The organism is Bacillus massiliigorillae (assembly GCF_000380245.2).
In the GTDB taxonomy this organism is placed as follows: domain Bacteria; phylum Bacillota; class Bacilli; order Bacillales; family DSM-1321; genus Bacillus_AD; species Bacillus_AD massiliigorillae.
In genome coordinates this window covers 220,428-241,525 of record NZ_HG428741.1, presented here as the reverse complement: position 1 = coordinate 241,525, position 21,098 = coordinate 220,428, and the positions used below count along the sequence as shown (strand labels likewise).

General features: G+C 35.8%; 20 protein-coding genes. 2 read left to right on the top strand and 18 right to left on the bottom strand.

Translation table 11 applies throughout. The features are described 5' to 3' along the window. Positions 1 to 11: 11 nt before the first annotated feature. From TX86_RS01100 to TX86_RS01075, 6 genes are all read right to left on the bottom strand, one after another. Positions 12 to 455, bottom strand: coding sequence for a MarR family winged helix-turn-helix transcriptional regulator (locus tag TX86_RS01100; protein WP_042345477.1), 444 nt, complete (start codon positions 453 to 455; stop codon positions 12 to 14). A gap of 238 nt (positions 456 to 693) precedes the next feature. Then, entirely contained in the window at positions 694 to 918 is a 225-nt protein-coding gene (locus TX86_RS01095; RefSeq protein WP_042345475.1) for a helix-turn-helix domain-containing protein, read from the bottom strand. Between the two features lie 151 nt (positions 919 to 1,069). After that, positions 1,070 to 1,522, bottom strand: a complete 453-nt coding sequence (locus tag TX86_RS01090) for an acyl-CoA thioesterase (protein ID WP_042345473.1) — start codon at positions 1,520 to 1,522, stop codon at positions 1,070 to 1,072. A gap of 131 nt (positions 1,523 to 1,653) precedes the next feature. Continuing rightward, the gene (sdhB, locus tag TX86_RS01085; RefSeq protein WP_042345471.1) at positions 1,654 to 2,418 is read right to left on the bottom strand and encodes a succinate dehydrogenase iron-sulfur subunit; all 765 of its coding nucleotides are present in this window, start codon (positions 2,416 to 2,418) and stop codon (positions 1,654 to 1,656) included. Positions 2,419 to 2,435: 17 nt separating this feature from the next. After that, complete coding sequence (gene sdhA / locus TX86_RS01080; protein ID WP_042345469.1) at positions 2,436 to 4,187, bottom strand: succinate dehydrogenase flavoprotein subunit; 1,752 nt, start codon at positions 4,185 to 4,187, stop codon at positions 2,436 to 2,438. A 79-nt stretch (positions 4,188 to 4,266) separates the two neighbouring features. Then, positions 4,267 to 4,878, bottom strand: coding sequence for a succinate dehydrogenase cytochrome b558 subunit (locus TX86_RS01075; protein ID WP_042345467.1), 612 nt, complete (start codon positions 4,876 to 4,878; stop codon positions 4,267 to 4,269). 585 nt (positions 4,879 to 5,463) lie between these two features. Here TX86_RS01075 and TX86_RS01070 point away from each other — a divergent pair. Beyond that, positions 5,464 to 5,925, top strand: coding sequence for a YslB family protein (locus TX86_RS01070; RefSeq protein WP_042345465.1), 462 nt, complete (start codon positions 5,464 to 5,466; stop codon positions 5,923 to 5,925). 274 nt (positions 5,926 to 6,199) lie between these two features. Here the strand turns inward: TX86_RS01070 and uvrC are convergent, their stop codons facing one another. The 12 genes from uvrC to zapA all read right to left on the bottom strand — a co-directional run bounded on the left by uvrC (position 6,200) and on the right by zapA (position 19,774). Continuing rightward, positions 6,200 to 7,972 carry an excinuclease ABC subunit UvrC gene (gene uvrC, locus TX86_RS01065; protein ID WP_042345463.1) on the bottom strand — a complete coding sequence of 591 codons (1,773 nt, stop codon included), beginning with the start codon at positions 7,970 to 7,972 and terminating at the stop codon, positions 6,200 to 6,202. Between the two features lie 333 nt (positions 7,973 to 8,305). After that, positions 8,306 to 8,620, bottom strand: a complete 315-nt coding sequence (gene trxA, locus TX86_RS01060; protein WP_042345461.1) for a thioredoxin — start codon at positions 8,618 to 8,620, stop codon at positions 8,306 to 8,308. A gap of 177 nt (positions 8,621 to 8,797) precedes the next feature. Continuing rightward, the gene (locus TX86_RS01055) at positions 8,798 to 9,775 is read right to left on the bottom strand and encodes an electron transfer flavoprotein subunit alpha/FixB family protein (RefSeq protein WP_042345458.1); all 978 of its coding nucleotides are present in this window, start codon (positions 9,773 to 9,775) and stop codon (positions 8,798 to 8,800) included. A gap of 34 nt (positions 9,776 to 9,809) precedes the next feature. Beyond that, positions 9,810 to 10,583, bottom strand: a complete 774-nt coding sequence (locus TX86_RS01050) for an electron transfer flavoprotein subunit beta/FixA family protein (protein WP_042345456.1) — start codon at positions 10,581 to 10,583, stop codon at positions 9,810 to 9,812. Between the two features lie 53 nt (positions 10,584 to 10,636). Continuing rightward, positions 10,637 to 11,413 (bottom strand): enoyl-CoA hydratase, encoded by a 777-nt coding sequence (locus TX86_RS01045; protein WP_042345454.1) that lies wholly within the window; start codon positions 11,411 to 11,413, stop codon positions 10,637 to 10,639. Between the two features lie 123 nt (positions 11,414 to 11,536). Then, positions 11,537 to 12,130, bottom strand: a complete 594-nt coding sequence (gene fadR / locus TX86_RS01040) for a fatty acid metabolism transcriptional regulator FadR (protein WP_042345452.1) — start codon at positions 12,128 to 12,130, stop codon at positions 11,537 to 11,539. Positions 12,131 to 12,328: 198 nt separating this feature from the next. Next, positions 12,329 to 14,026, bottom strand: a complete 1,698-nt coding sequence (locus TX86_RS01035) for a long-chain-fatty-acid--CoA ligase (protein WP_042345450.1) — start codon at positions 14,024 to 14,026, stop codon at positions 12,329 to 12,331. A 250-nt stretch (positions 14,027 to 14,276) separates the two neighbouring features. Beyond that, complete coding sequence (locus tag TX86_RS01030; protein WP_042345448.1) at positions 14,277 to 14,684, bottom strand: DUF350 domain-containing protein; 408 nt, start codon at positions 14,682 to 14,684, stop codon at positions 14,277 to 14,279. A 29-nt stretch (positions 14,685 to 14,713) separates the two neighbouring features. After that, entirely contained in the window at positions 14,714 to 17,065 is a 2,352-nt protein-coding gene (locus TX86_RS01025) for an endonuclease MutS2 (RefSeq protein WP_042345446.1), read from the bottom strand. A gap of 40 nt (positions 17,066 to 17,105) precedes the next feature. Beyond that, entirely contained in the window at positions 17,106 to 18,821 is a 1,716-nt protein-coding gene (polX, locus tag TX86_RS01020; protein WP_042345444.1) for a DNA polymerase/3'-5' exonuclease PolX, read from the bottom strand. 144 nt (positions 18,822 to 18,965) lie between these two features. Then, positions 18,966 to 19,508: a CvpA family protein gene (locus TX86_RS01015; protein ID WP_042345443.1), complete on the bottom strand. Its 543-nt coding sequence runs from the start codon at positions 19,506 to 19,508 to the stop codon at positions 18,966 to 18,968. A 5-nt stretch (positions 19,509 to 19,513) separates the two neighbouring features. Then, positions 19,514 to 19,774: a cell division protein ZapA gene (gene zapA / locus TX86_RS01010; protein WP_042345441.1), complete on the bottom strand. Its 261-nt coding sequence runs from the start codon at positions 19,772 to 19,774 to the stop codon at positions 19,514 to 19,516. A gap of 223 nt (positions 19,775 to 19,997) precedes the next feature. Here zapA and rnhC point away from each other — a divergent pair, with 223 nt between their 5' ends. Continuing rightward, the gene (gene rnhC / locus TX86_RS01005) at positions 19,998 to 20,942 is read left to right on the top strand and encodes a ribonuclease HIII (protein WP_042345439.1); all 945 of its coding nucleotides are present in this window, start codon (positions 19,998 to 20,000) and stop codon (positions 20,940 to 20,942) included. The last annotated feature ends 156 nt before the right edge of the window (positions 20,943 to 21,098 follow it).

Sequence of the window (21,098 nt, the reverse complement as noted above, 5' to 3'; positions counted from 1 at the left end):
AAAAATTCGCCTCATTCTTCCTTCATATCTTGATGTAATTTATGCAAACTATGTTTAAGAGAAGAAATATCCTCTATACTATGACTTCCTAACACTGTTTTCAAATATGCTTGACGCTTAGCAATCACTTCATCAATGATTCGCTTTCCTTCTTCAAGAAGATGTATTCGAACAACACGACGGTCATTCTCATCCTTCACGCGCAATACTAGTTGATTTTTTTCCATTCGATCAATTAAATCCGTTGTTGTACTACACGCTAAATACATTTTATTCGAAAGCTCACCAATTGTCATATCTCCATCTTCCATTAACCACTGCAAGGCTACAAATTGTGGAGGTGTAATCGTGTAATTACTAAGCAACTCTCTTCCTTTCTGCTTTACAATGGACGAGATGTACCTTAATTCTTTTTCAATAGAAGCAACCAATTGATCTTGATTCTCTGTTACCATTTTCACATCTCCAAATCATTACTTACAAATATTATGTATTATTTTCACTTAATTGAAAAGAAAATTCAAGTTATGAGCCTTTCAGTATATTCCTATCTAGCATTCATTTACATAAAAAAAGAAGCAGAAAAGTTCAACATAAAAATGGAAGCCATTCAATGTTTATTTCTGCTTCATACAAAAAGATATTTTTCAAAGAACAACCTTCTACCGTTAAACTTCAAGAAAGAAATAATTGTTATAAATGAAGTTCTCCCATACGAAGGAGCTCGACAACAGCTTGTGAACGACCTTTAACCCCTAGTTTCTGCATGGCATTCGAAATGTGATTCCGAACAGTTTTCTCGCTTATAAACAATTCACCTGCAATTTCTTTAGTTGTTTTATCTTGTACTAACAACTCGAATACTTCTTTTTCTCTTTTTGTGAGTAGTGGCTTATGAGTGAATTCATTCTCCTTCAAGTATTGTAACCCTCCTTGCATTGACCAGCTGTAACCTAGGAATGGGTATAGATTTAGTCAAAATATCTTATGTAACATGAGGGTAGGAAGTGACGAAATTCCGCACTACTTTTTATATTTTATTAATCATTCTTATCGAGTGAAATATTTATTATCTCTGTTCTTTGTAAATAGACTTAATCTCATCAGTCCAAGGGATGGATTTACCAGTGATACGCGATATTTGAACAACCATTCCTCTGCCAGTAAAGACAATTTCTCCGTTATCTCTTCTGCCCATATAGTGAAGATCCACGGATGAATTTCCAATTCTATCTGTTTTAACATATAAAGTAATTTGTTCATCATAGTACACTTGTTTTAAATAATCGCATTGAACATCAGCAACTACAATCAACGTCTCATTGTCAGTATCTAGCCATTTCTTCATTAGTCCAAGGTGATTAAAAAATTCAACTCTAGCTAACTCAAAATATGTAATCGGTACTGTATTATTTAAATGCCCAAACATATCCGTTTCCGAAAAACGGACTTTAACAGTATGAGAAAATCGAAAATCTTGCTGCCACAACTCCATGTCATCAATATAAGAAATTCTAGTCATCATAATCCTCCAGCCTACAAAGATAATTTGCTCAATTGAAATTTTCTTTCATCTTCCACCGAGCATTTAATTGAACCAGATAAATTTTTTCTTTTTAAAAGCCCCCAAGCATAGCTTGAGGGCTTTTAATATTAATAGTTATTGTCACTACCGAAGAAGTTTTTAAATGATTGAATTGTTGTATCACGATTTAGCGACGCAATTGAAGTTGTTAAAGGAATACCTTTTGGACAAGCTTGAACACAATTTTGTGAGTTACCACAGTTAGCTAATCCTCCATCTCCCATAATTGCTGCTAAACGATCTGCTTTATGCATTTCTCCAGTTGGATGCGCATTGAATAAACGCACTTGAGAAAGAGGAGCAGGTCCCATGAAACTTGAATGATCATTTACATTTGGACAAGACTCTAAACATACACCACAAGTCATACATTTAGATAATTCATACGCCCATTGACGTTTCTTCTCTGGCATACGAGGTCCTGGTCCTAAATCGTACGTACCATCGATTGGAATCCATGCTTTTACCTTTTTCAAAGAATTAAACATACGAGAACGATCGATTTGTAAATCACGAATGATTGGGAATGTACTCATTGGAGCAAGACGAATTGGTTGCTCCAATTGATCTACTAGCGCTGTACATGATTGTCTTGGTTTTCCGTTGATTACCATTGAACAAGCACCACAAACCTCTTCAAGACAGTTCATTTCCCATATAACTGGTGTTGTTTTTTCACCTTTTTTATTAACAGGATTACGTCTAATTTCCATTAATGCAGAAATTACGTTCATATTTTGACGATAAGGTACCTCAAATTCCTCTGTATAAGGGGAACTGTCCGCATTATCTTGACGAGTAATAATAAAGGTAACTGTTTTTTGATCAGCCATAATTTAGTTTCCCCCTTTTAATGAGATTTTGTATAGTCACGTTTACGTGGTTTAATTAATGAAACATCAACATCTTCATAGCTAATTTCAGGCTTCGCATTATGTCCTGTAAATCTAGCCATAGTTGTTTTTAAGAAGTCTTCATCGTTACGTTCTGGGAAGTCTGGTTTATAGTGCGCACCACGACTTTCGTTACGTCCATAAGCACCTAAAGTGATTACACGTGCAAGTTGAAGCATATTATCTAATTGACGAGTAAATGCTGCACCTTGGTTACTCCATTTAGATGTATCATTAATGTTAATTTTCTTATAACGCTCCATTAACTCTTGAATCTTATTATCAGTTTCAAGGAGTTTATCGTTATAACGAACAACAGTAACGTTAGCTGTCATCCATTCCCCAAGCTCTTTATGAAGAACATAAGCATTTTCATTACCGTCTAATTTCATAACGTTATTCCATTTTGTTTCTTGCTCTTTAACGTGACGATCATATACAGATGAAGAAACCGCATCGCTGCTCTTCTCTAATCCTTGAATGTACTTAACTGCATTTGGACCAGCAACCATACCACCATAAATAGCTGATAGTAATGAGTTCGCTCCAAGACGGTTTGCACCATGTTGAGAATAATCACATTCTCCAGCAGCAAATAATCCAGGAATATTTGTCATTTGATTATAATCAACCCATAATCCACCCATTGAGTAGTGAACAGCAGGGAAAATTTTCATTGGTAATTTACGTGGATCTTCACCTGTGAATTTTTCATAGATTTCGATAATTCCACCTAATTTAACTTCTAGTTCATGTGGATCTTTATGAGAAAGATCTAAATAAACCATGTTTTCTCCATTAATACCTAGTTTTTGATTAACACACACGTCAAAAATTTCACGTGTTGCGATATCACGAGGTACTAGGTTACCGTATGCAGGATATTTCTCTTCCAAGAAATACCAAGGTTTACCATCTTTATAAGTCCAAATACGTCCACCTTCACCACGAGCTGATTCACTCATTAGACGAAGCTTGTCATCCCCAGGAATCGCTGTTGGATGGATTTGAATCATTTCACCATTTGCATAAGCTACACCTTGTTGGTAAACAATTGAAGCTGCTGAACCAGTATTGATTACAGAGTTTGTTGATTTACCAAAGATGATACCAGGACCACCAGAAGCCATAATTACAGCATCACTTGAGAATGCTTTAATTTCCATTGTTGTTAGGTTTTGTCCAGTAATTCCTCGACAAACACCTTCATCATCAACGATTACTCCTAAGAATTCCCAACCTTCATATTTTGTTACTAGACCAAGAGATTCGTAGCGACGAACTTGTTCGTCTAACGCGTACAATAATTGCTGACCAGTTGTTGCACCAGCGAATGCTGTACGGTGATGCTGAGTTCCACCGAAACGACGGAAATCTAATAAACCTTCTTCAGTACGATTGAACATAACACCCATGCGGTCCATCATATGTATAATTGATGGAGCTGCTTCACACATCGCTTTTACAGGTGGTTGATTCGCTAAAAAGTCTCCCCCATAAACTGTATCATCAAAGTGAATCCATGGTGAATCTCCTTCACCTTTAGTATTCACGGCACCATTCATTCCGCCCTGAGCACATACTGAGTGAGATCTTTTAACAGGAACTAATGAAAATAGTTCAACTTGTTTGCCCTCTTCCGCAGCCTTGATAGTAGACATTAATCCAGCTAAGCCACCACCGACAACGATAATTTTACCTTTACTCAATCTTACTCACTCCCTTTAAGTTGCAATCTGTTTACTACTTCATGTGTTGCTGAAATTCTAGTAATACAAATCTACTAGATTATACAAACGCAAGTAGCGCCATTACGCCAACTACTGATAGTAAAACAAAGATAATCATTGTTACATACGTTGAAATTCGTTGTGAACGTGGAGATACTGTAATTCCCCATGTAATACAGAATGTCCATAAACCATTAGCAAAGTGGAAAATTGCTGAAATAACACCAACAATATAAAATGCTAGCATAGCTGGATTCGATAAGATATCAGCCATCATATTAAAGTCTAATGTTGTGTCATAAATTGCCTTCGCAAGTCTTGTCTCCCATACATGCCAAATAAGGAAAATGAATGTAAGTATTCCTGTAACACGTTGTAATAAGAACATCCAGTTACGGAAGAAGCCAAATCTTCCATTGTTAGGTTTTGCTGTAAACGCAATATACACACCATAAATTGCATGATATAAAAGTGGTAAGAAAATTAAAACTACTTCTAACACGATTAGATACGGTAAACTCTCCATAAACTCTACCGCTTTGTTAAATGCACCTTCACCTTTAGTCGCCATGAAGTTTACGGTTAAATGCACTACTAAAAACAAACCTACCGGAATGACCCCTAGTAAAGAGTGCAGCTTGCGTTTTGCAAACTCATTATTCCCTGCCATCATGTACCCCCCTTAAAGTATTAAGTCTTTTTTGTACTAACGATACGCAACATAAAACGATTGTACCGCTAGCGTATACAATTGCTAAAAACTATCTATATTAAAAAGTTATAGCCCCATGAAATTACTGCTTCTAGATCAAAACTAGACAAAAAAATCAGATAATCGCATATTTCGAGATTTTCTAACAATTGTATGACAAGTTTATTTTACCCCCTTAAAGTAGCCCCGTCAAGAAAACGGATACAGCAAAAGTTATAGAAAACAAGAAAAACTTCTATTCGCTAAAGGGTTAAATGGAAAATGCAGCACTTGAATAAAGCTATACTTATTAGACCTATCACCTATAAATATGACACAAATTTCAGAAAACTCAACTAAAAAACTCATCATACTTCCATATTTCTACATGTTTCTCTTATTACCCCTACATATCCTTATTATTATAATATTATTAATTGTGATAGTTTCTTAACTTGATAGTTATATAAAAATAGAAATCATTCTCTATGAAAAGTTGCAAAGAAACAGTTCTAGATAACACTAAAATTGTATATAATGTAACTTAGGAAAGAGGGGTACTACATGCCAAAAGATCAAATAATAGAAACTGAACAAACTAGATCATCCGAGACTGAAACTGTTTCTATTTTTAGTAAAGAAATATTAAGAGATATTGTACTTCCAGATTTATTAGGGAAAGAGCATTCCGAAATTCTTTATTGGGCTGGTAAACAATTAGCTCGGAAGTTTCCGTTAAGCAATATGGAAGAAACGATAGAATTCTTCACAAATGCTGGTTGGGGCACACTTGAAGAATTAAAAAGTTCTAAACATGAAGCAGAATATATACTACACGGCAGTTTTGTTGCTAGAAGATTTGCCCTAAACGAAGACTGTGAATTTCAATTAGAGGCTGGATTTCTAGCTCAACAACTGGCAATACAGAATAAACGCATCACAGAAGCGGCTACTGAACAAAAAAGAAAAGCTAATAGAGTAAAGTTTCTAGTAAGATGGGATACAAAAGATTCAATTGAAGAATAAGAAAAGCGTAAGCGCCCGTTTTGCGACGTATAGATTGGAGCACTTCGACTGAGATAAAGTCAACACGAAGAGGCAGTAGCCTTTTTCGTGTTGACTTATCGTAGGGAGATGGGCGAAATCTACTAGTCGCTGGGCGCTGGAGCTAGGCACCATACAAAATTTTATACTTTCTATCTGTTAAGAACAGCGTAAAAAAGCATCCATAAAGCGATTTTGAATCGCTTTATGGATGCTTTTTTACGCTTGATTCACTTATTTATCAATTACAACACAATCATTCTTGTAACTTCTTTACAAGATCCATAGCTATATTCTGTGGCATTCCCATTGAAGTAAAATCTTCAACCGTTGCTTCCTTCATAGCTTTTAATGAGCCAAAATGCTTTAAAAGCGCCGTTTTCCGCTTTGTTCCAATACCAGGGATTTCATCTAATTTTGATTGAAATGTATTTTTCCCACGTAATTGACGGTGAAAAGTAATCGCGAATCGATGGACTTCATCTTGTATTCGTTGAAGTAAATAAAACTCTTGGCTTTGCTGATCTAAAGCTGCAATCTCTAATGGATTTCCTATCAGTAAATTAGATGTACGATGCTTCTCGTCTTTTACTAAACCAGCAATTGGTATATTTAGTCCAAGCTCGTTCTCTAATACATCACGAACCGATTCAATATGACCTTTACCACCATCAATAATAACTAAATCGGGTAATGCCAAGCCTTCCTTTAACGCTCTCGAATAACGTCTTCGAACTACTTCTCTCATTGACTCATAATCATCTGGACCTTCTACCGTCTTAATCTTATATTTTCGATATTGCTTCTTATCAGGTTTTCCATCGATAAATACCACCATTGCTGAAACTGGATTCGTTCCTTGAATATTTGAGTTATCGAAAGCTTCAATTCGATGTGGCGTATATATACCCAATAACTTACCTATGTTTTCAACCGCTTTAATTGTACGCTCTTCATCTTTTTCTATTAAAAAGAACTTCTCTTTAAGAGCATTTTTAGCATTTTTATTCGCTAGCTTTAATAAGTCTTTCTTTTGTCCACGTTGTGGTTGTAATATTTTTACTTGCAATAACTCTTGAGCTAAATCAGCATCCACAGAATCAGGCAATAAAACTTCCTTAGGCTTAAAATGATTTTCTTTATCATAAAATTGACCTAAAAAAGTTAAGAACTCTTCTTCTGGTTCATCATATACAGGAAACATCGAAACATCTCTTTCAATTAACTTTCCTTGTCGAATAAAGAAAACCTGTACACACATCCAGCCCTTATCGAATGCAAATCCAAATACATCTCGATCTGTGAGATCTGAACTTATCATTTTTTGTTTTTCCATTATCGTTTCTATATGAGCAATTTGATCACGATATTCCTTCGCCCTCTCAAAATCCAACTCTTCAGCAGCAGCCGACATTTTCTCTGAAAGGTCATTCTTGATCTCTTCATATCCACCATTTAAAAATTTGGTAATTTGCGTCGTTATCTCTTTGTACCGATTTTCATCAATATTTTTAACACATGGCGCTAAACATTGACCAATATGATAATATAAACAAACTTTATCAGGGAGATTCGTACACTTTCTAAGAGGATAAATACGATCTAAAAGTTTTTTTGTTTCGTTAGCAGCACTCGCATTCGGGTATGGACCAAAATATTTTCCTTTACCCTTCTTTACTTTACGTGTAATGATTAAGCGCGGATGCTTTTCATTCGTTAGATGAATAAAAGGATAGCTTTTATCATCCTTCAACATTACATTAAATTTCGGATCGTATTTCTTAATTAAATTTAACTCTAATAGCAAAGCTTCAATATTAGAAGAAGTAATAATATATTCAAAGTCTTCGATTTCATTAACGAGACGAAGTGTCTTTCCATCATGTGATCCTGTAAAATAGGAACGAACTCGGTTTTTTAGCACTTTGGCCTTACCAACATATATAACCGTTCCTTGTCGATCTTTCATGAGATAACAGCCTGGTTGATCAGGCAACAACTCAAGCTTAGCCTTTATAATCTCATTCACCCGTTTCGCTCCCCTTTTAATCTATTTAGAACTTTTGTTCTCCAATCTATTATACATCCCACAACCCAAAATCAAAACTTTGATATAAGAAAAACCGTCACCGGTCTTTTTTGATTGGTGATTACTCATCTAGTATTACCTCCAATCAAAAAAAGCCATGCGGCAGAAATAAGACGAACTGTTCTTGAAAACCTTCTTTTGGTTTTCAACACAGATTGGCTAATTTCCGAGCATGGCAGGTGTAAGGTTAGACACCAAACAAATTTTCATATTCTCTTTTCTTTTTAAAAAAAGACCACCCATTAAAAGGTAGTCTTTTAGTAGCTTCATTAATTAAGCATGTCTTTTTACTAATTCAGCAAGAGCTTCTTTAGGTTGGAAACCAACTACTTTATCAACGATTTCTCCGTCTTTTAGAAGGATTAATGTTGGGATGCTCATTACGCCGTATTTACCAGCTGTTTCTTGGTTTTCGTCTACATCCACTTTTACGATTTTCACTGCATCGCTTAATTCACCATCTAACTCCTCTAATACTGGAGCGATCATTTTACAAGGTCCGCACCATGGAGCCCAAAAGTCTGCAAGTACTAAACCTTGAGAAGTTTCATTTGAAAAAGTTTGATCCGTAGCATTAACGATTGCCATACGAATTACCTCCTAAATAATTACTAAAATTCTAATGATAGTATAACACTGTTACAATCAAAGTTACCAATGATTTGTTCAACAGAACCTTATTGTATCATACCCGTTAAACCAAATCATAATCCTTTATGTATAAAACTATCCTCCACATATTTGTGAAGGATAGTTAAAACTAAATTATGCGTTTACTTTTAATTTTTTTAATTCTTCAGTTAACATTGGAACAACTTCGAATAAGTCACCAACAATACCATAATCCGCAACTTTGAAAATATTTGCTTCTGGATCTTTGTTGATAGCAACGATTACTTTACTATTTGACATACCCGCTAAATGTTGGATAGCTCCTGAAATTCCGCACGCTATGTACAAATCAGGTGTTACAACTTTACCAGTTTGTCCAATTTGTAATGAATAGTCACAATACTCAGCATCACAAGCTCCACGAGAAGCACCTACTGCACCACCAAGTACATTAGCTAATTCTTTTAAAGGTGCGAAACCATCTTCACTTTTCACACCACGGCCACCAGCAACTACAACTTTAGCTTCTGATAAGTCAACGCCTTCAGTTGCTTTACGAACAACATCTTTAATAATTGTACGTAAATCTTTAATTTCAACTGAAACTGATGTAACATCACCTGAACGAGACTCGTCTTTTTGTAATGGTGCAATATTATTTGGACGAATTGTCGCAAATACTAAACCATCAGTAACGATTTTCTTTTCAAATGCTTTACCTGAATAAATTGGACGAACAAATACTAAATTTCCACCCTCTACTTCAAGAGCTGTTACATCTGAAATTAAGCCAGAATTTAATTTTCCAGCAATTCTAGGAGCTAAATCTTTTCCTAGAGCTGTATGACCGATAACGATCCCCTCTGGACTTTCAGCATCAACTACTTGTAATAATGCTTGAGCAAATCCATCAGAAGTATACTGTGCTAAACTAGCGTTTTCAGCTGTTACAACACGATCTGCTCCATATTGAATGAATTCATTAGCTAAAGATTGTACAGCATCACCAATTAATACACCGACAACTTCTCCACCTTCAGAAGCAACCTTTGCTGCTGCAACTGCTTCAAAAGAGACATTACGTAGAGCATTATCACGAACTTCACCTAAGACAAGAATTTTTCTAGCCATCTATTTTGACCTCCTATTAACTAACGTGTTGGATTTAAATTACTTTTGCTTCGTTGTGTAAAAGACTTACTAACTCTGAAACTTGTGCATTTAATTCACCTTCAAGAACTTTTCCGCCTTCTTTAGCAGCTGGAAGGAAAATTTCAATTGTTTTTGTTTTCGCTTCTACATCATCTTCTTCAAGATCTAAATCATCTAACTCTAATTCTTCTAATGGTTTCTTCTTCGCTTTCATGATCCCTGGTAGAGATGGATAACGAGGTTCATTTAAACCTTGTTGAGCTGTTACTAGAAGTGGAAGGCTTGTTTCAATTACTTCTGAATCACCTTCAACATCACGGACAACGCTTACATTCGTTCCATTAATATCAAGTTTTGTAATCGTAGTTACATAAGGAATGTTTAAACTCTCAGCTACGCGAGGACCAACTTGTCCAGAACCACTATCGATTGCCACGTTACCTGCGATAATAAGATCCACTTCTTTATCTTTTAAGTAAGTAGATAGGATTGTAGCTGTAGTGAATTGATCACCATCTTCTACGTCATCTTCAACATTTATTAGAACTGCTTTATCAGCTCCCATCGCTAAAGCTGTACGAAGTTGCTTCTCTGCTTCTTCATTTCCTACTGATACCACAGTTACTTCTCCACCATGTGCATCTCTTACAACAATCGCTTCTTCAACTGCATACTCATCGTATGGGTTAATGATGAACTCAGCACCCTCTTCATTGATCTTTCCGTTTGCAAGAGTAATCTTTTCTTCTGTATCAAAAGTTCTTTTTAATAAAACATAAATGTTCATTGCTTAACCTCCTGTATTGTTTATTATGAAAATTTAGATAATTCAACTCATACTTATTTCCCTATAAATTGAGGTTGTCTTTTCTCAATAAAAGCGGATATACCTTCTTTAGCATCTTCAGAAACAAATATATCACCAAATGATTCTGCTTCTTTCTGAACACCTTGATAGAATTGTTCATGCTTAGAATAGTTTAATAACTCAATAGCTTTCTTGAGTGCAAGAGGGCTTTTAGTTGCTATTTTACTAGCAAGCTTTTGGACAGCAGCTTGAAGTTCATCTTCATCAGGAAACGCTGCATTAGCTAGACCCCATTGAACAGCTTCTTTACCTGTGATTGGATCACTAGTAAATAACATTTCTGCAGCTTTAGCTGCACCTACTAATCGTGGTAAGCGCTGTGTTCCAGCAAAACCAGGAACCAGCCCTAATTGTAATTCTGGCAAACCAATCTTAGTTGTCTCCGTCACATATCGGATATGACAAGCCATTGCAAGCTCTAAGCCACCACCAAGGGCTGCTCCATGAATAGAAGCGATAATTGGTTTTGAGAACTGTTCCATTCTTTCAAATAGTTCTTGTCCTCTAGCAGCAAGCTTTGAAAATTCCTCACCTGAAGAAATAGTAGTGAATTCTTTAATATCAGCTCCTGCTGAAAAGAATCTACCTTCCCCTTGAATCACAATTACACGTACTTGGCTGTCATCTTCTAAAATATCTAGTACTGACGCCAATTCTTGTAATACTTGAGATGATAACGCATTGGCTGGCGGGCTACTTAGCTTAATCGTTGCCACATTAGCCTCAATGCTATAAGTCATTAATTGCATCCAATTCCCCCTTTATTCATAGTGCAATTCTTATTATACAATATTAAGTATATAAGTTAGTATTTAACAATACAAAACTTTTTGAAAAAAGGGCAACAATTTTTTTTGAAGCCCTTTCACATTCTATTCACTTTTTCCTTGTGAAAGCCCCGCGATAAACAGGGTATGTACCTGACGAGACAGACTTCGAAGATCATACTTTTGTTCATTCATTACCCAAGTTGTCACTACTTCATCAAGCGTACCAAAAATCATTTGTCTTGCTAGCTTATAATTTAAGTCTTCCTTAAATTCTCCACTTTCAATTCCTTCTTGAAGAATGCTGTCTACCACAACTAAATAGCGTTTTAGAACGGCATTGATTTTTAGACGAAGATCTTTACTCGATTGTCTTAATTCGAGCTGTGTCACTATGGCAAGATTTGAATCGCTTGATAAAATTTCAAAATGCTTATCTACTAAAACCGCTAGCTTTTGAGAAGCACTCTTTTTACCTTGTAATTCACCTTCGATTTTTTCAACAATCTCTCCCATTTTCTCTTGAAAAACAGAAATTAGAATGTCTTCTTTGTTCTTGAAATATAAATAAATTGTTCCATCTGCTACACCTGCTTGTTTCGCAATCTTTGAAACTTGTGCCTGATGATAGCCATGTTGAGCAATTACGATTACCGCAGCCTCAATAATTTGTTTATACTTCGGTTTATTTTTTTTCAAAATGTCCTTCCCCTTTCAGAGAAATGAATGAATAACCATTCATATTTTTATAATAGTATGCCCACATAATGAAGTCAAGCAAAATGTTGAAAGGAGAAGGCTCATTTATTCAACTGCAATCAATTATACGATGTTGTTGCAAGCATGTCCAAAATGACGTCTACGTAAGAGCCATGAATCTGCTCTTAACGATTATTTTTATGCTTGCTTCCTTTTCTCATCATCAGATTTATTCTTTTCTTCATCCACTAAAGCTCTTCGTAAAATTTTCCCTACTGCTGTTTTAGGTAATTCACTACGGAATTCATACATTCTTGGAACTTTATATGCAGCTAAATGTTTACGAGCAAATATATTCAATTCTTCTTCTGTCACACTTGTTCCTTCTTTTAAAACAACATAAGCTTTTACTGTTTCACCTCTATAAGGATCAGGAATACCAGCAACTACAGCTTCTTGTATATCTTCATGCTCATATAACACTTCTTCCACTTCTCGCGGATAAATATTATATCCTCCTGCTATAATCATATCTTTCTTACGATCTACAATATAGAAATAACCTTTCTCATCCATATACCCTAAATCACCTGTTAAAAACCAGCCATCTTTGAAAGCGTTCTCAGTTTCTTCCGGTCTATTCCAATATCCCTTCATTACTTGTGGACCTTTAATCGCAATCTCTCCCATTTCATTAGGAGGTAATGGTTCTCCCGTTTCCATCGAGAGTATCACAGAATCTGTATCAGGAATTGGTACTCCAATACTTCCCCTTACTCTTCGTCCCCATAAAAAATTATTGTGTGTAACAGGAGAAGTTTCTGTTAATCCATATCCTTCAACTAGCTTGCCCTTTGTTATATTCTCAAATTGTTCTTGTACTTCTACTGGTAAAGGCGCAGAGCCGCTCATACATGAATCTATAGAAGATAAATCATACTTCATTATATCTTTATGATTTAATAGTGCGATATATATAGTTGGTGCTCCAGGAAATAATGTCGGGCGCTGTTTATGAATGGTTTTCAAAGTGGTAGTGGCATCAAATTTAGGTAAGAGAATCATCCGATTACCTTGCATAACAGATAGAACTAGTACTGCAGTCATACCATATACATGGAAGAAGGGAAGAATACCTAGTATAGACTCTTTACCTTTTTCACATTTATACATCCATGCTTGACACATCGTTGTGTTGGAAATGAGGTTTTTGTGAGTGAGCATAACACCTTTAGGGAAGCCTGTTGTACCACCAGTATATTGTAATAATGCTAAGTCTTCTTCAACATTTACATCTAGAGGAATTTCAGTTGCACTGGATTCCTGTAAAATTCGTTTAAATAAGTGTGTTGAACCTTCATGATTCACATTTACAACGATACCATATTGTTTCTTTTGCATATAAGGATAAATCAGATTTTTTGGGAATGGTAAGTAATCTTTAATTGCGGTAACAATAATATGTTCTAAATCAGTATTGCTTTTAACCGAGGAAACCTTCGGGAATAGAATATCTAATGTAATAATGACCTTTGCTCCAGAATCTTTCATTTGATATTCAATTTCTCTCTCCATATATAGTGGATTTGTTTGAACGACAACACCACCAGCGAATAAAACACCAAAATAACCAATAACAGATTGCGGAGTATTAGGAAGCATTATTGCTACCCGATCACCTTTTTCAATACCCAACTTTTTTAAATAATTGGCTAGTTTTAACGCTGAATCATATAGTTCACGATACATCATTTCTTTCCCCATAAAATGTATAGCTGAGCTATCTGGTTGTTTTGTGGCCGCTTCTTTTAAATAATTCTGTAGTGGCTCTGTGCCATAATCCAATGTTTTTGGAATCTCATCAGGATACTGATCCAACCAAGGTTTATCCCTCATTCAAACGCCCCCTTTAAATTTTCTGAACATTCTCTTTAATTATAGTATATGGAAGTTTTTGTTACAATAAAATAAAAAAGAGCAATCCGTATCGTAACGAATTACTCTCTCCTCTTAAACACCTACAATGAGAAAAACTACCCCAATTAATATAAAACATGAAGCAACCGCAATTAAAACCTTTGCTAAAGTCTCCACATGTATTCTCCCCTTTGCACACATTCACAATCGGTGGATTAAAAGTTTCCTTTTAGGAAATCCCTGCTCCAATCACGTAAGAAAACCCGATAGAAATGACCATTGATATTAAGCCAACTGCACGGTTATCATTTTTAATCTCTTCGTCAATCTTAAATCCTGGAGTAAGAAACTCAAAAATGAAATAACCAGCAACTAATACAACAAATCCGAATACTCCCCAATAAATCATATCTAGAAGGCTATCGTGCTGCATAATGGAGTGTCTAAAAATATTTGCAATCCCAAAGATTTTTCCGCCTGTTGCCATAGCAACAGCCACATTTCCTTTTTTTATTTCTTCCCAATTACGATATTTCGTGACTAGTTCAAATAATGCTAGGAATACAACTGCACAAAGAACGACTACACTACAATAGGCAGCAATATATACATACTCATTTGACCAAAATGCATTCATATGTCATTCTCCCAGCTCTAAATTTAACATTACTTAAATTCAACAATTGTAACCCCACTTCCACCTTCACCTGCTTCACCAAAGCGAATACCTTTAACAGATCGATGGTTCTTTAAATATTCTTGTACTCCAGTTCTAAGTGCACCGGTACCTTTTCCATGAATAATTGATACGCGTGGATACCCTGCTAATAAAGCATCATCGATATATTTTTCAACACGTATAAGTGCATTTTCATATCTTTCGCCTCGTAAATCTAGTTCTAAGCTAACATGAAAGTCTTTTCCTTTTACAATTGCTAACGGCTTCGTTTCTACTACTTTCTGTGGCTTAATATATTCCATATCTTTTTCTTTTACTTTCATTTTCAAGATACCGATTTGTACAAGCCATTCTTTCTTGCCCGTTTGTTCCAGTAAAGTTCCTTTTCCGTTCAGACTCAGCACCTTCACTTCATCGCCAGCTTCAAAAACATGGTCTTGTTTTGGCAATGGTTGAACTTTCTTAGATAGCGTCGGAGCTGCATTTTCTAACTTCTTGCGTGCCTCAATTAGTTCATGCTCTTTGACATCAGCTAATTTATGCAATCTTAAATCACGAAGCTCAGAAATGACTTCTTCCGCTTCTAGTTTGGCTTTTTCTACGATTTTCTGTGCTTTTACCTTAGCAGCTTCTATTTCAGCATCTTTTTCCTCATAGAACTGTACTAATTCTTTTTGTAAATCACTATGAAGCTTTTCAGCACTACGTAAATAGTCACGTGCTTCTACTCTTTCATCCTCAGCAGCTTTACGGCTTTGTTCTAGGGATGCAATCATATTCTCTACTTTATTTGTATCTTCGCCAATATAGCCTTTTGCGTCGCGAATAATTCTCTCAGGTAAACCTAGTCGCTTTGAAATTTCAAAGGCATTACTTCGACCTGGAACACCAATTAATAACTTATATGTTGGACTTAATGTCTCTACATCAAATTCAACACTCGCATTAATAACACCTTCACGATTGTAGCCATATGCTTTTAACTCTGGATAGTGAGTTGTCGCAATGATACGTGCAGAACGCGCATGTACTTCGTCGAGAATAGAAATGGCTAACGCAGCTCCTTCTTGAGGATCTGTACCCGCTCCTAATTCATCGAATAAAACTAATGTATTATGATCCACTTCATCTAATATTTCTACGATATTCACCATATGAGAAGAGAATGTACTTAAGCTTTGTTCAATGGATTGTTCGTCACCAATATCAGCAAATACTTTTTCAAACACACACATTTCCGAGCCATCTAATGTAGGGAGTTGTAAACCCGCTTGTGCCATCAGCGTACATAATCCAACAGTCTTTAAAGTAACAGTTTTCCCCCCAGTATTTGGTCCTGTTATAACAATTGTCGAGAAGTCTTCCCCTAAGAAAATATCATTCGCCACAACTTGGTTACGATCGATTAGAGGATGCTTTGCTTTAAATAGCTTCATGCGACCTTCATTATTTAATTTAGGCTTCGTCGCTTTTATACTGCTTGCATAACGCGCTTTCGCAAAGATAAAGTCCATCTGTCCCATCACTGAAACATTATGTAATAGTTCTTGTGTATATTCACCAACTGTTACAGAAAGCTGAATTAAGATGCGCTCAATTTCTTGTTGTTCACTAGCTCTTAGCTCCTGCAATAAGTTATTTAATGTAACAATGGCTTGTGGTTCAATAAATAATGTTTGGCCTGATGAAGATTGGTCATGAACAATCCCACCATAAACACCTTTATATTCCTGTTTAACAGGAATAACAAATCGATCATTACGAATGGTAATAATACTATCTGACAGCATTTTCTGAGCAGATGATGAACGAATCATGCTTTCTAACTTCTCACGTACTTTTGCTTCATTAGCTCGCAATTGTGTACGCAATGTTCTTAGCTTTTCGCTTGCACTATCTAATACTTCTCCACCATCACCAATTGCGTTAGAAATCAGTTTCTCTATATCAAATAAATCACATAAAGTAGACATATATTCTGCAAGTAATGGTAATTCTAGTTCACCATCTAGCATTTCATCAATAAATTTTTGCAGCATACGACCTGCTTTTAAAGTTGAAGCAATTTCTCTAAGCTCACTAGGACTTAACATTCCACCAATTCTTGCTCGTTTCGCATGAGGTGTAATATCAAAAATTCCATCTAAAGGCACACGACCTTTTAAACGAATAACAGTTGCTCCCTCATCCGTTTCTTCCTGCCATTTCACTACTTCTTCAAATGAAGGTGATGGCATTAAATCTTTTATCTTTCTTCGTCCTAAAGACGAAGAGGCAAATGAATCTAGTTGGTCTCGAATTTTATCAAATTCAAGTGCCTTCATAGTTTTATTATTCATGGAGAATAATCCCCCTTACAATACTTGTTATTTTTCTAAGTTAGTCATTTCGTTTTAAAAAAGTAAGCACTTCTTCTACATTTTGGCTATTTAAAACCGTACTTCTTGCTAGCTGCGCCTTCATAGCTGTTGACACGCCAATGCTCATATGATCAAGCATTTCCATATTATGAGCATCTGTATTAATCATAATCTTTACACCAACTTCTTGAGCTTTCTTCAAATTCTCAGCAGATAAATCTAGTCGATGTGGATTCGCATTTAGTTCAAGAGCTGTATTCGTTTCCTTCGCTAATTGTATAAGGGCGTCCATATCTACATCATAGCCATCTCTTCGACCAATCAATCTACCGGTTGGATGGGCAATAATGTCAACATGCGGATTTCTTAAAGCCGTTGTTAAACGTTCCATAATTACTTCACGACTTTGTGAGAAGCTTGAATGGATACTTGCAATCACAATATCTAGTTCTTTTAATAACTCATCATCAAAGTCAAGCGTTCCATCAGGTAAAATATCCATTTCAATACCTGATAGTATAAGAATATCATCGTATTTTTTATTATACTCTTTTATTATTTGTATTTGTTCTCTTAATCGCTCTTCTGTTAAACCATTTGCTACCTTTAAATATTGAGAATGGTCTGTAATAGCCATATAACGATAGCCTTTTGCACGACACGCTTCAATCATTTCTTCTATTGAATAAGCACCATCACTCCACGTAGAGTGCATATGCAAATCGCCTTGTATATCACCATGTACAAGAAGCTCCTCTGGCTTATAACGTTCCACTTCAGTACCGTCTTCACGTGCTTCTGGTGGGATGAAAGGCACACCAAAATGTTTGAAAAATGCTTCTTCACTTTCAAACGTTTGTATCTCACCCGTCTCTACATTTTCAACACCATACTCACTAATCTTTTCACCACGTTCTTTAGCCAATTGTCTCATTCGTACATTATGATCTTTAGAGCCAGTAAAATGATGGAGTGTTGTAATAAACTCTTCTGGCTTCACTAAACGAAAGTCAACTGAAACATCATATTGATATTGGAGAGTTACAGATACTTTTGTATCTCCAGCTGCGATAATATTCTTTACGTTTGAGATGCTTAAAAGTTTCTCTCTTACTTGATTTGGTTCATTCGTAGCAATAATAAAGTCTAAATCCTTCACTGTTTCTCTCATTCTACGCAGACTACCAGCTCTAGAATATCGAACGGCTTCAGGAATTGTAGCTAAAAAAGCTTCAATTTCACTAGCAATGGGCATAACAAAAGAAAGCGGTAATCTTTCTGGTCCAGATCCTTGCTCTTTAAGTGCGACAAGTATTTTCTCTTCTGACTTAGCTCCAAAGCCCGCAAGAGCACTCACTTTTTTCTCTTCACATGCTTTCATTAATTCTTCGCGGTTCGTAATTCCAAGCTCCTTATAAAGCTTTGCAATTTTTTTGCCGCCAAGACCTGCAATTTGCAATAATGGTACTAATCCCTCTGGTACTTCCGCTTGCAGTTGTTGTAATGTTTCTGATTGACCAGTTGTTATGTATTCTTGAATAACAGCCGCTGTTCCTTTACCAATACCAGACATTGTTGTAAAATCATCAATTTCTTTCAAGCTTCGCTGATCATTTTCAAGACTTGCAGCCGCTTTTCGAAATGCTGAAATCTTAAAAGGATTTTCTCCCTTCAATTCCATGTACAGAGCTATTTGCTCAAGCAATTTAATAATATCCTTCTTATTCATTGTCATCTATAATCACCCTACTCAATGGATTACTATTTCATAAACTATTTACATTTTTCATTATAAAGATACATTCACTGAAAATAAATCACAATAAAAAAAGCTGGTCCAAAAGAGTTAAATCATTGTTCTAACCCTTTTGGATCAGCTCTATGCTGAAATATATGAAAACCAAAGATCTTTAATTTGATCTGATAATATCGGAGTATACTTAATCATCATTTCCGCAAAAAACGACCCTTGAATACCATCTTGAATGTTCTGCACTGGTAATAATGCAGCTAGGTATAAAAGAATAAACATGATAAGATACGTTTCAAGGAACCCAAGAATTCCTCCACCCCATCTGTTTAATGTTTTAAGAATTGGAAATGAAGCCAAGAAATCAAACATCGACCCAAGAATCTGCCAAGCGATCTTCACCACAAAGAAGATAATAATAAAAGCTATCGCATTGTAGTATGCTTGATCAATACCTACTTTATCAAATAACATCGTAATAGATGATGTATCAGCTACTGATGGGAATGGTATCCACAATTCTAGCTTTGGAGCAAGGTCGTCGTAAAAAATAACAGCGACAATAAATGCAACTATAAAGCCTGTCATATGTATTAATTGGAGAATAAAGCCTCTTCTTAATCCGACAGTAAGACCGATTAAAAAGACGGCCAAAATTATTATGTCAAGCATCGTGTTCAATCCTTTTCGTTCTTTTGTTCTCTTTGAATGTCTTGTAATTGCTCTTTCACTTTAAGATAATCATGTATAGCATTCACCGCTGTAAGAACTGCTAGTTTACTAACATCGAGATACGGATTCTTCTCACTAATTTCACGCATCTTATCATCAACGAGAGAGGCAACTAGTCGAATATGGCTGGAAGATTCCGTGCCGACAATGGTATATTGCTGGCCATATATATCAACTGTTATTTTATTTTTATTATTGTCTGACAAAATCATACCCCCCACTTCCAAAGAATCCTAATCTCTATAATACCATGAACATCTGAACCTTGAAAGAAAAAAACATAACTTTAACGAGGCTGTAACAGACCGACTAGATATATTGATTATAAAGAGCTATACTCATCATTAACTGCATTTTTCATTACAGAAATTATTCAAAGATATTAAGTTTTAATTAAAAATATAATACATGTACAAAGGAGACTAACTAATGGCAAACGTCGTTTTACAAATGACTCTTTCTTCCATTTCCGAATTAAAAGCTCATTACCAAGCCAAAATTTCACCTACTGTTCCACCAGGTGGTGTTTTCGCTGCAAAAGTTGATCGTTGCAATATAACAGCTTACAAATCTGGGAAAGTGCTGTTTCAAGGAGCTAATGCAGAGAAAGAAGCAGGACTCTGGAGTTCTAAAGCTAGCACACCAAAGCCAACTACAGCTACTAAAAAAAGCTCAGTGAAAAATCATGCTTATACTCCACCTAGCAATATCGGCGAAATGAGCATCATTGGCTCCGATGAAGTTGGAACAGGCGACTACTTTGGTCCAATTACTGTCGCTGCTGTATATGCTGATAAAGCCTCCATCCCACTGTTGAAAGAATTAGGTGTAAGAGATTCAAAGAATATTAAGGATCCTGAAATCCTTCAAATCGCATCACAATTAAAGCATGCTGTTCCTTTTTCCCTACTTGTCCTAGATAACGTGAAGTACAATACCTTACAAGCAAAAGGTATGTCGCAAGGCAAGATTAAAGCATATTTACATAATCTAGCGCTCAAGAAATTAATCGAAAAAATTAAGCCGACAGAAGCTGAGGCAGTACTCGTCGATCAGTTCGCAAAACCAGATGTATTCTTCGGTTATTTAAAAGATCAAGAGCAGTTTCAAGCGAAGAAAATTTATTTAAGTACTGGAGCCGAAAGCGTTCATGTTAGCGTTGCTGCCGCTTCCATTCTAGCGAGGGCTGCCTTCGTCAAAAAATTCGAAGCACTAAGTAAAGAAGCCGGCTTTACCATTCCTAAAGGAGCAGGACCCCATGTTGATGTTGCCGCCGCTAGACTAATAAAAGAAAAAGGGATGGAAAGCTTACAATCCTTTACGAAGATGCATTTCGCAAATACTGATAAGGCGAAGAAATTGTTGAAGAAATAAGGTTTAAAATAGAGAACAAATAATTCAGTGGTTTCTAGAAATTAACCAGTGACTTCATGATAGAATCCCGTCAATGCACACAAAAAAAGAGTTTTGTTTTCTTAAACAAAACTCTTTTTTTTACATTTTCAATAAAACACCCATTTTAGATACTAT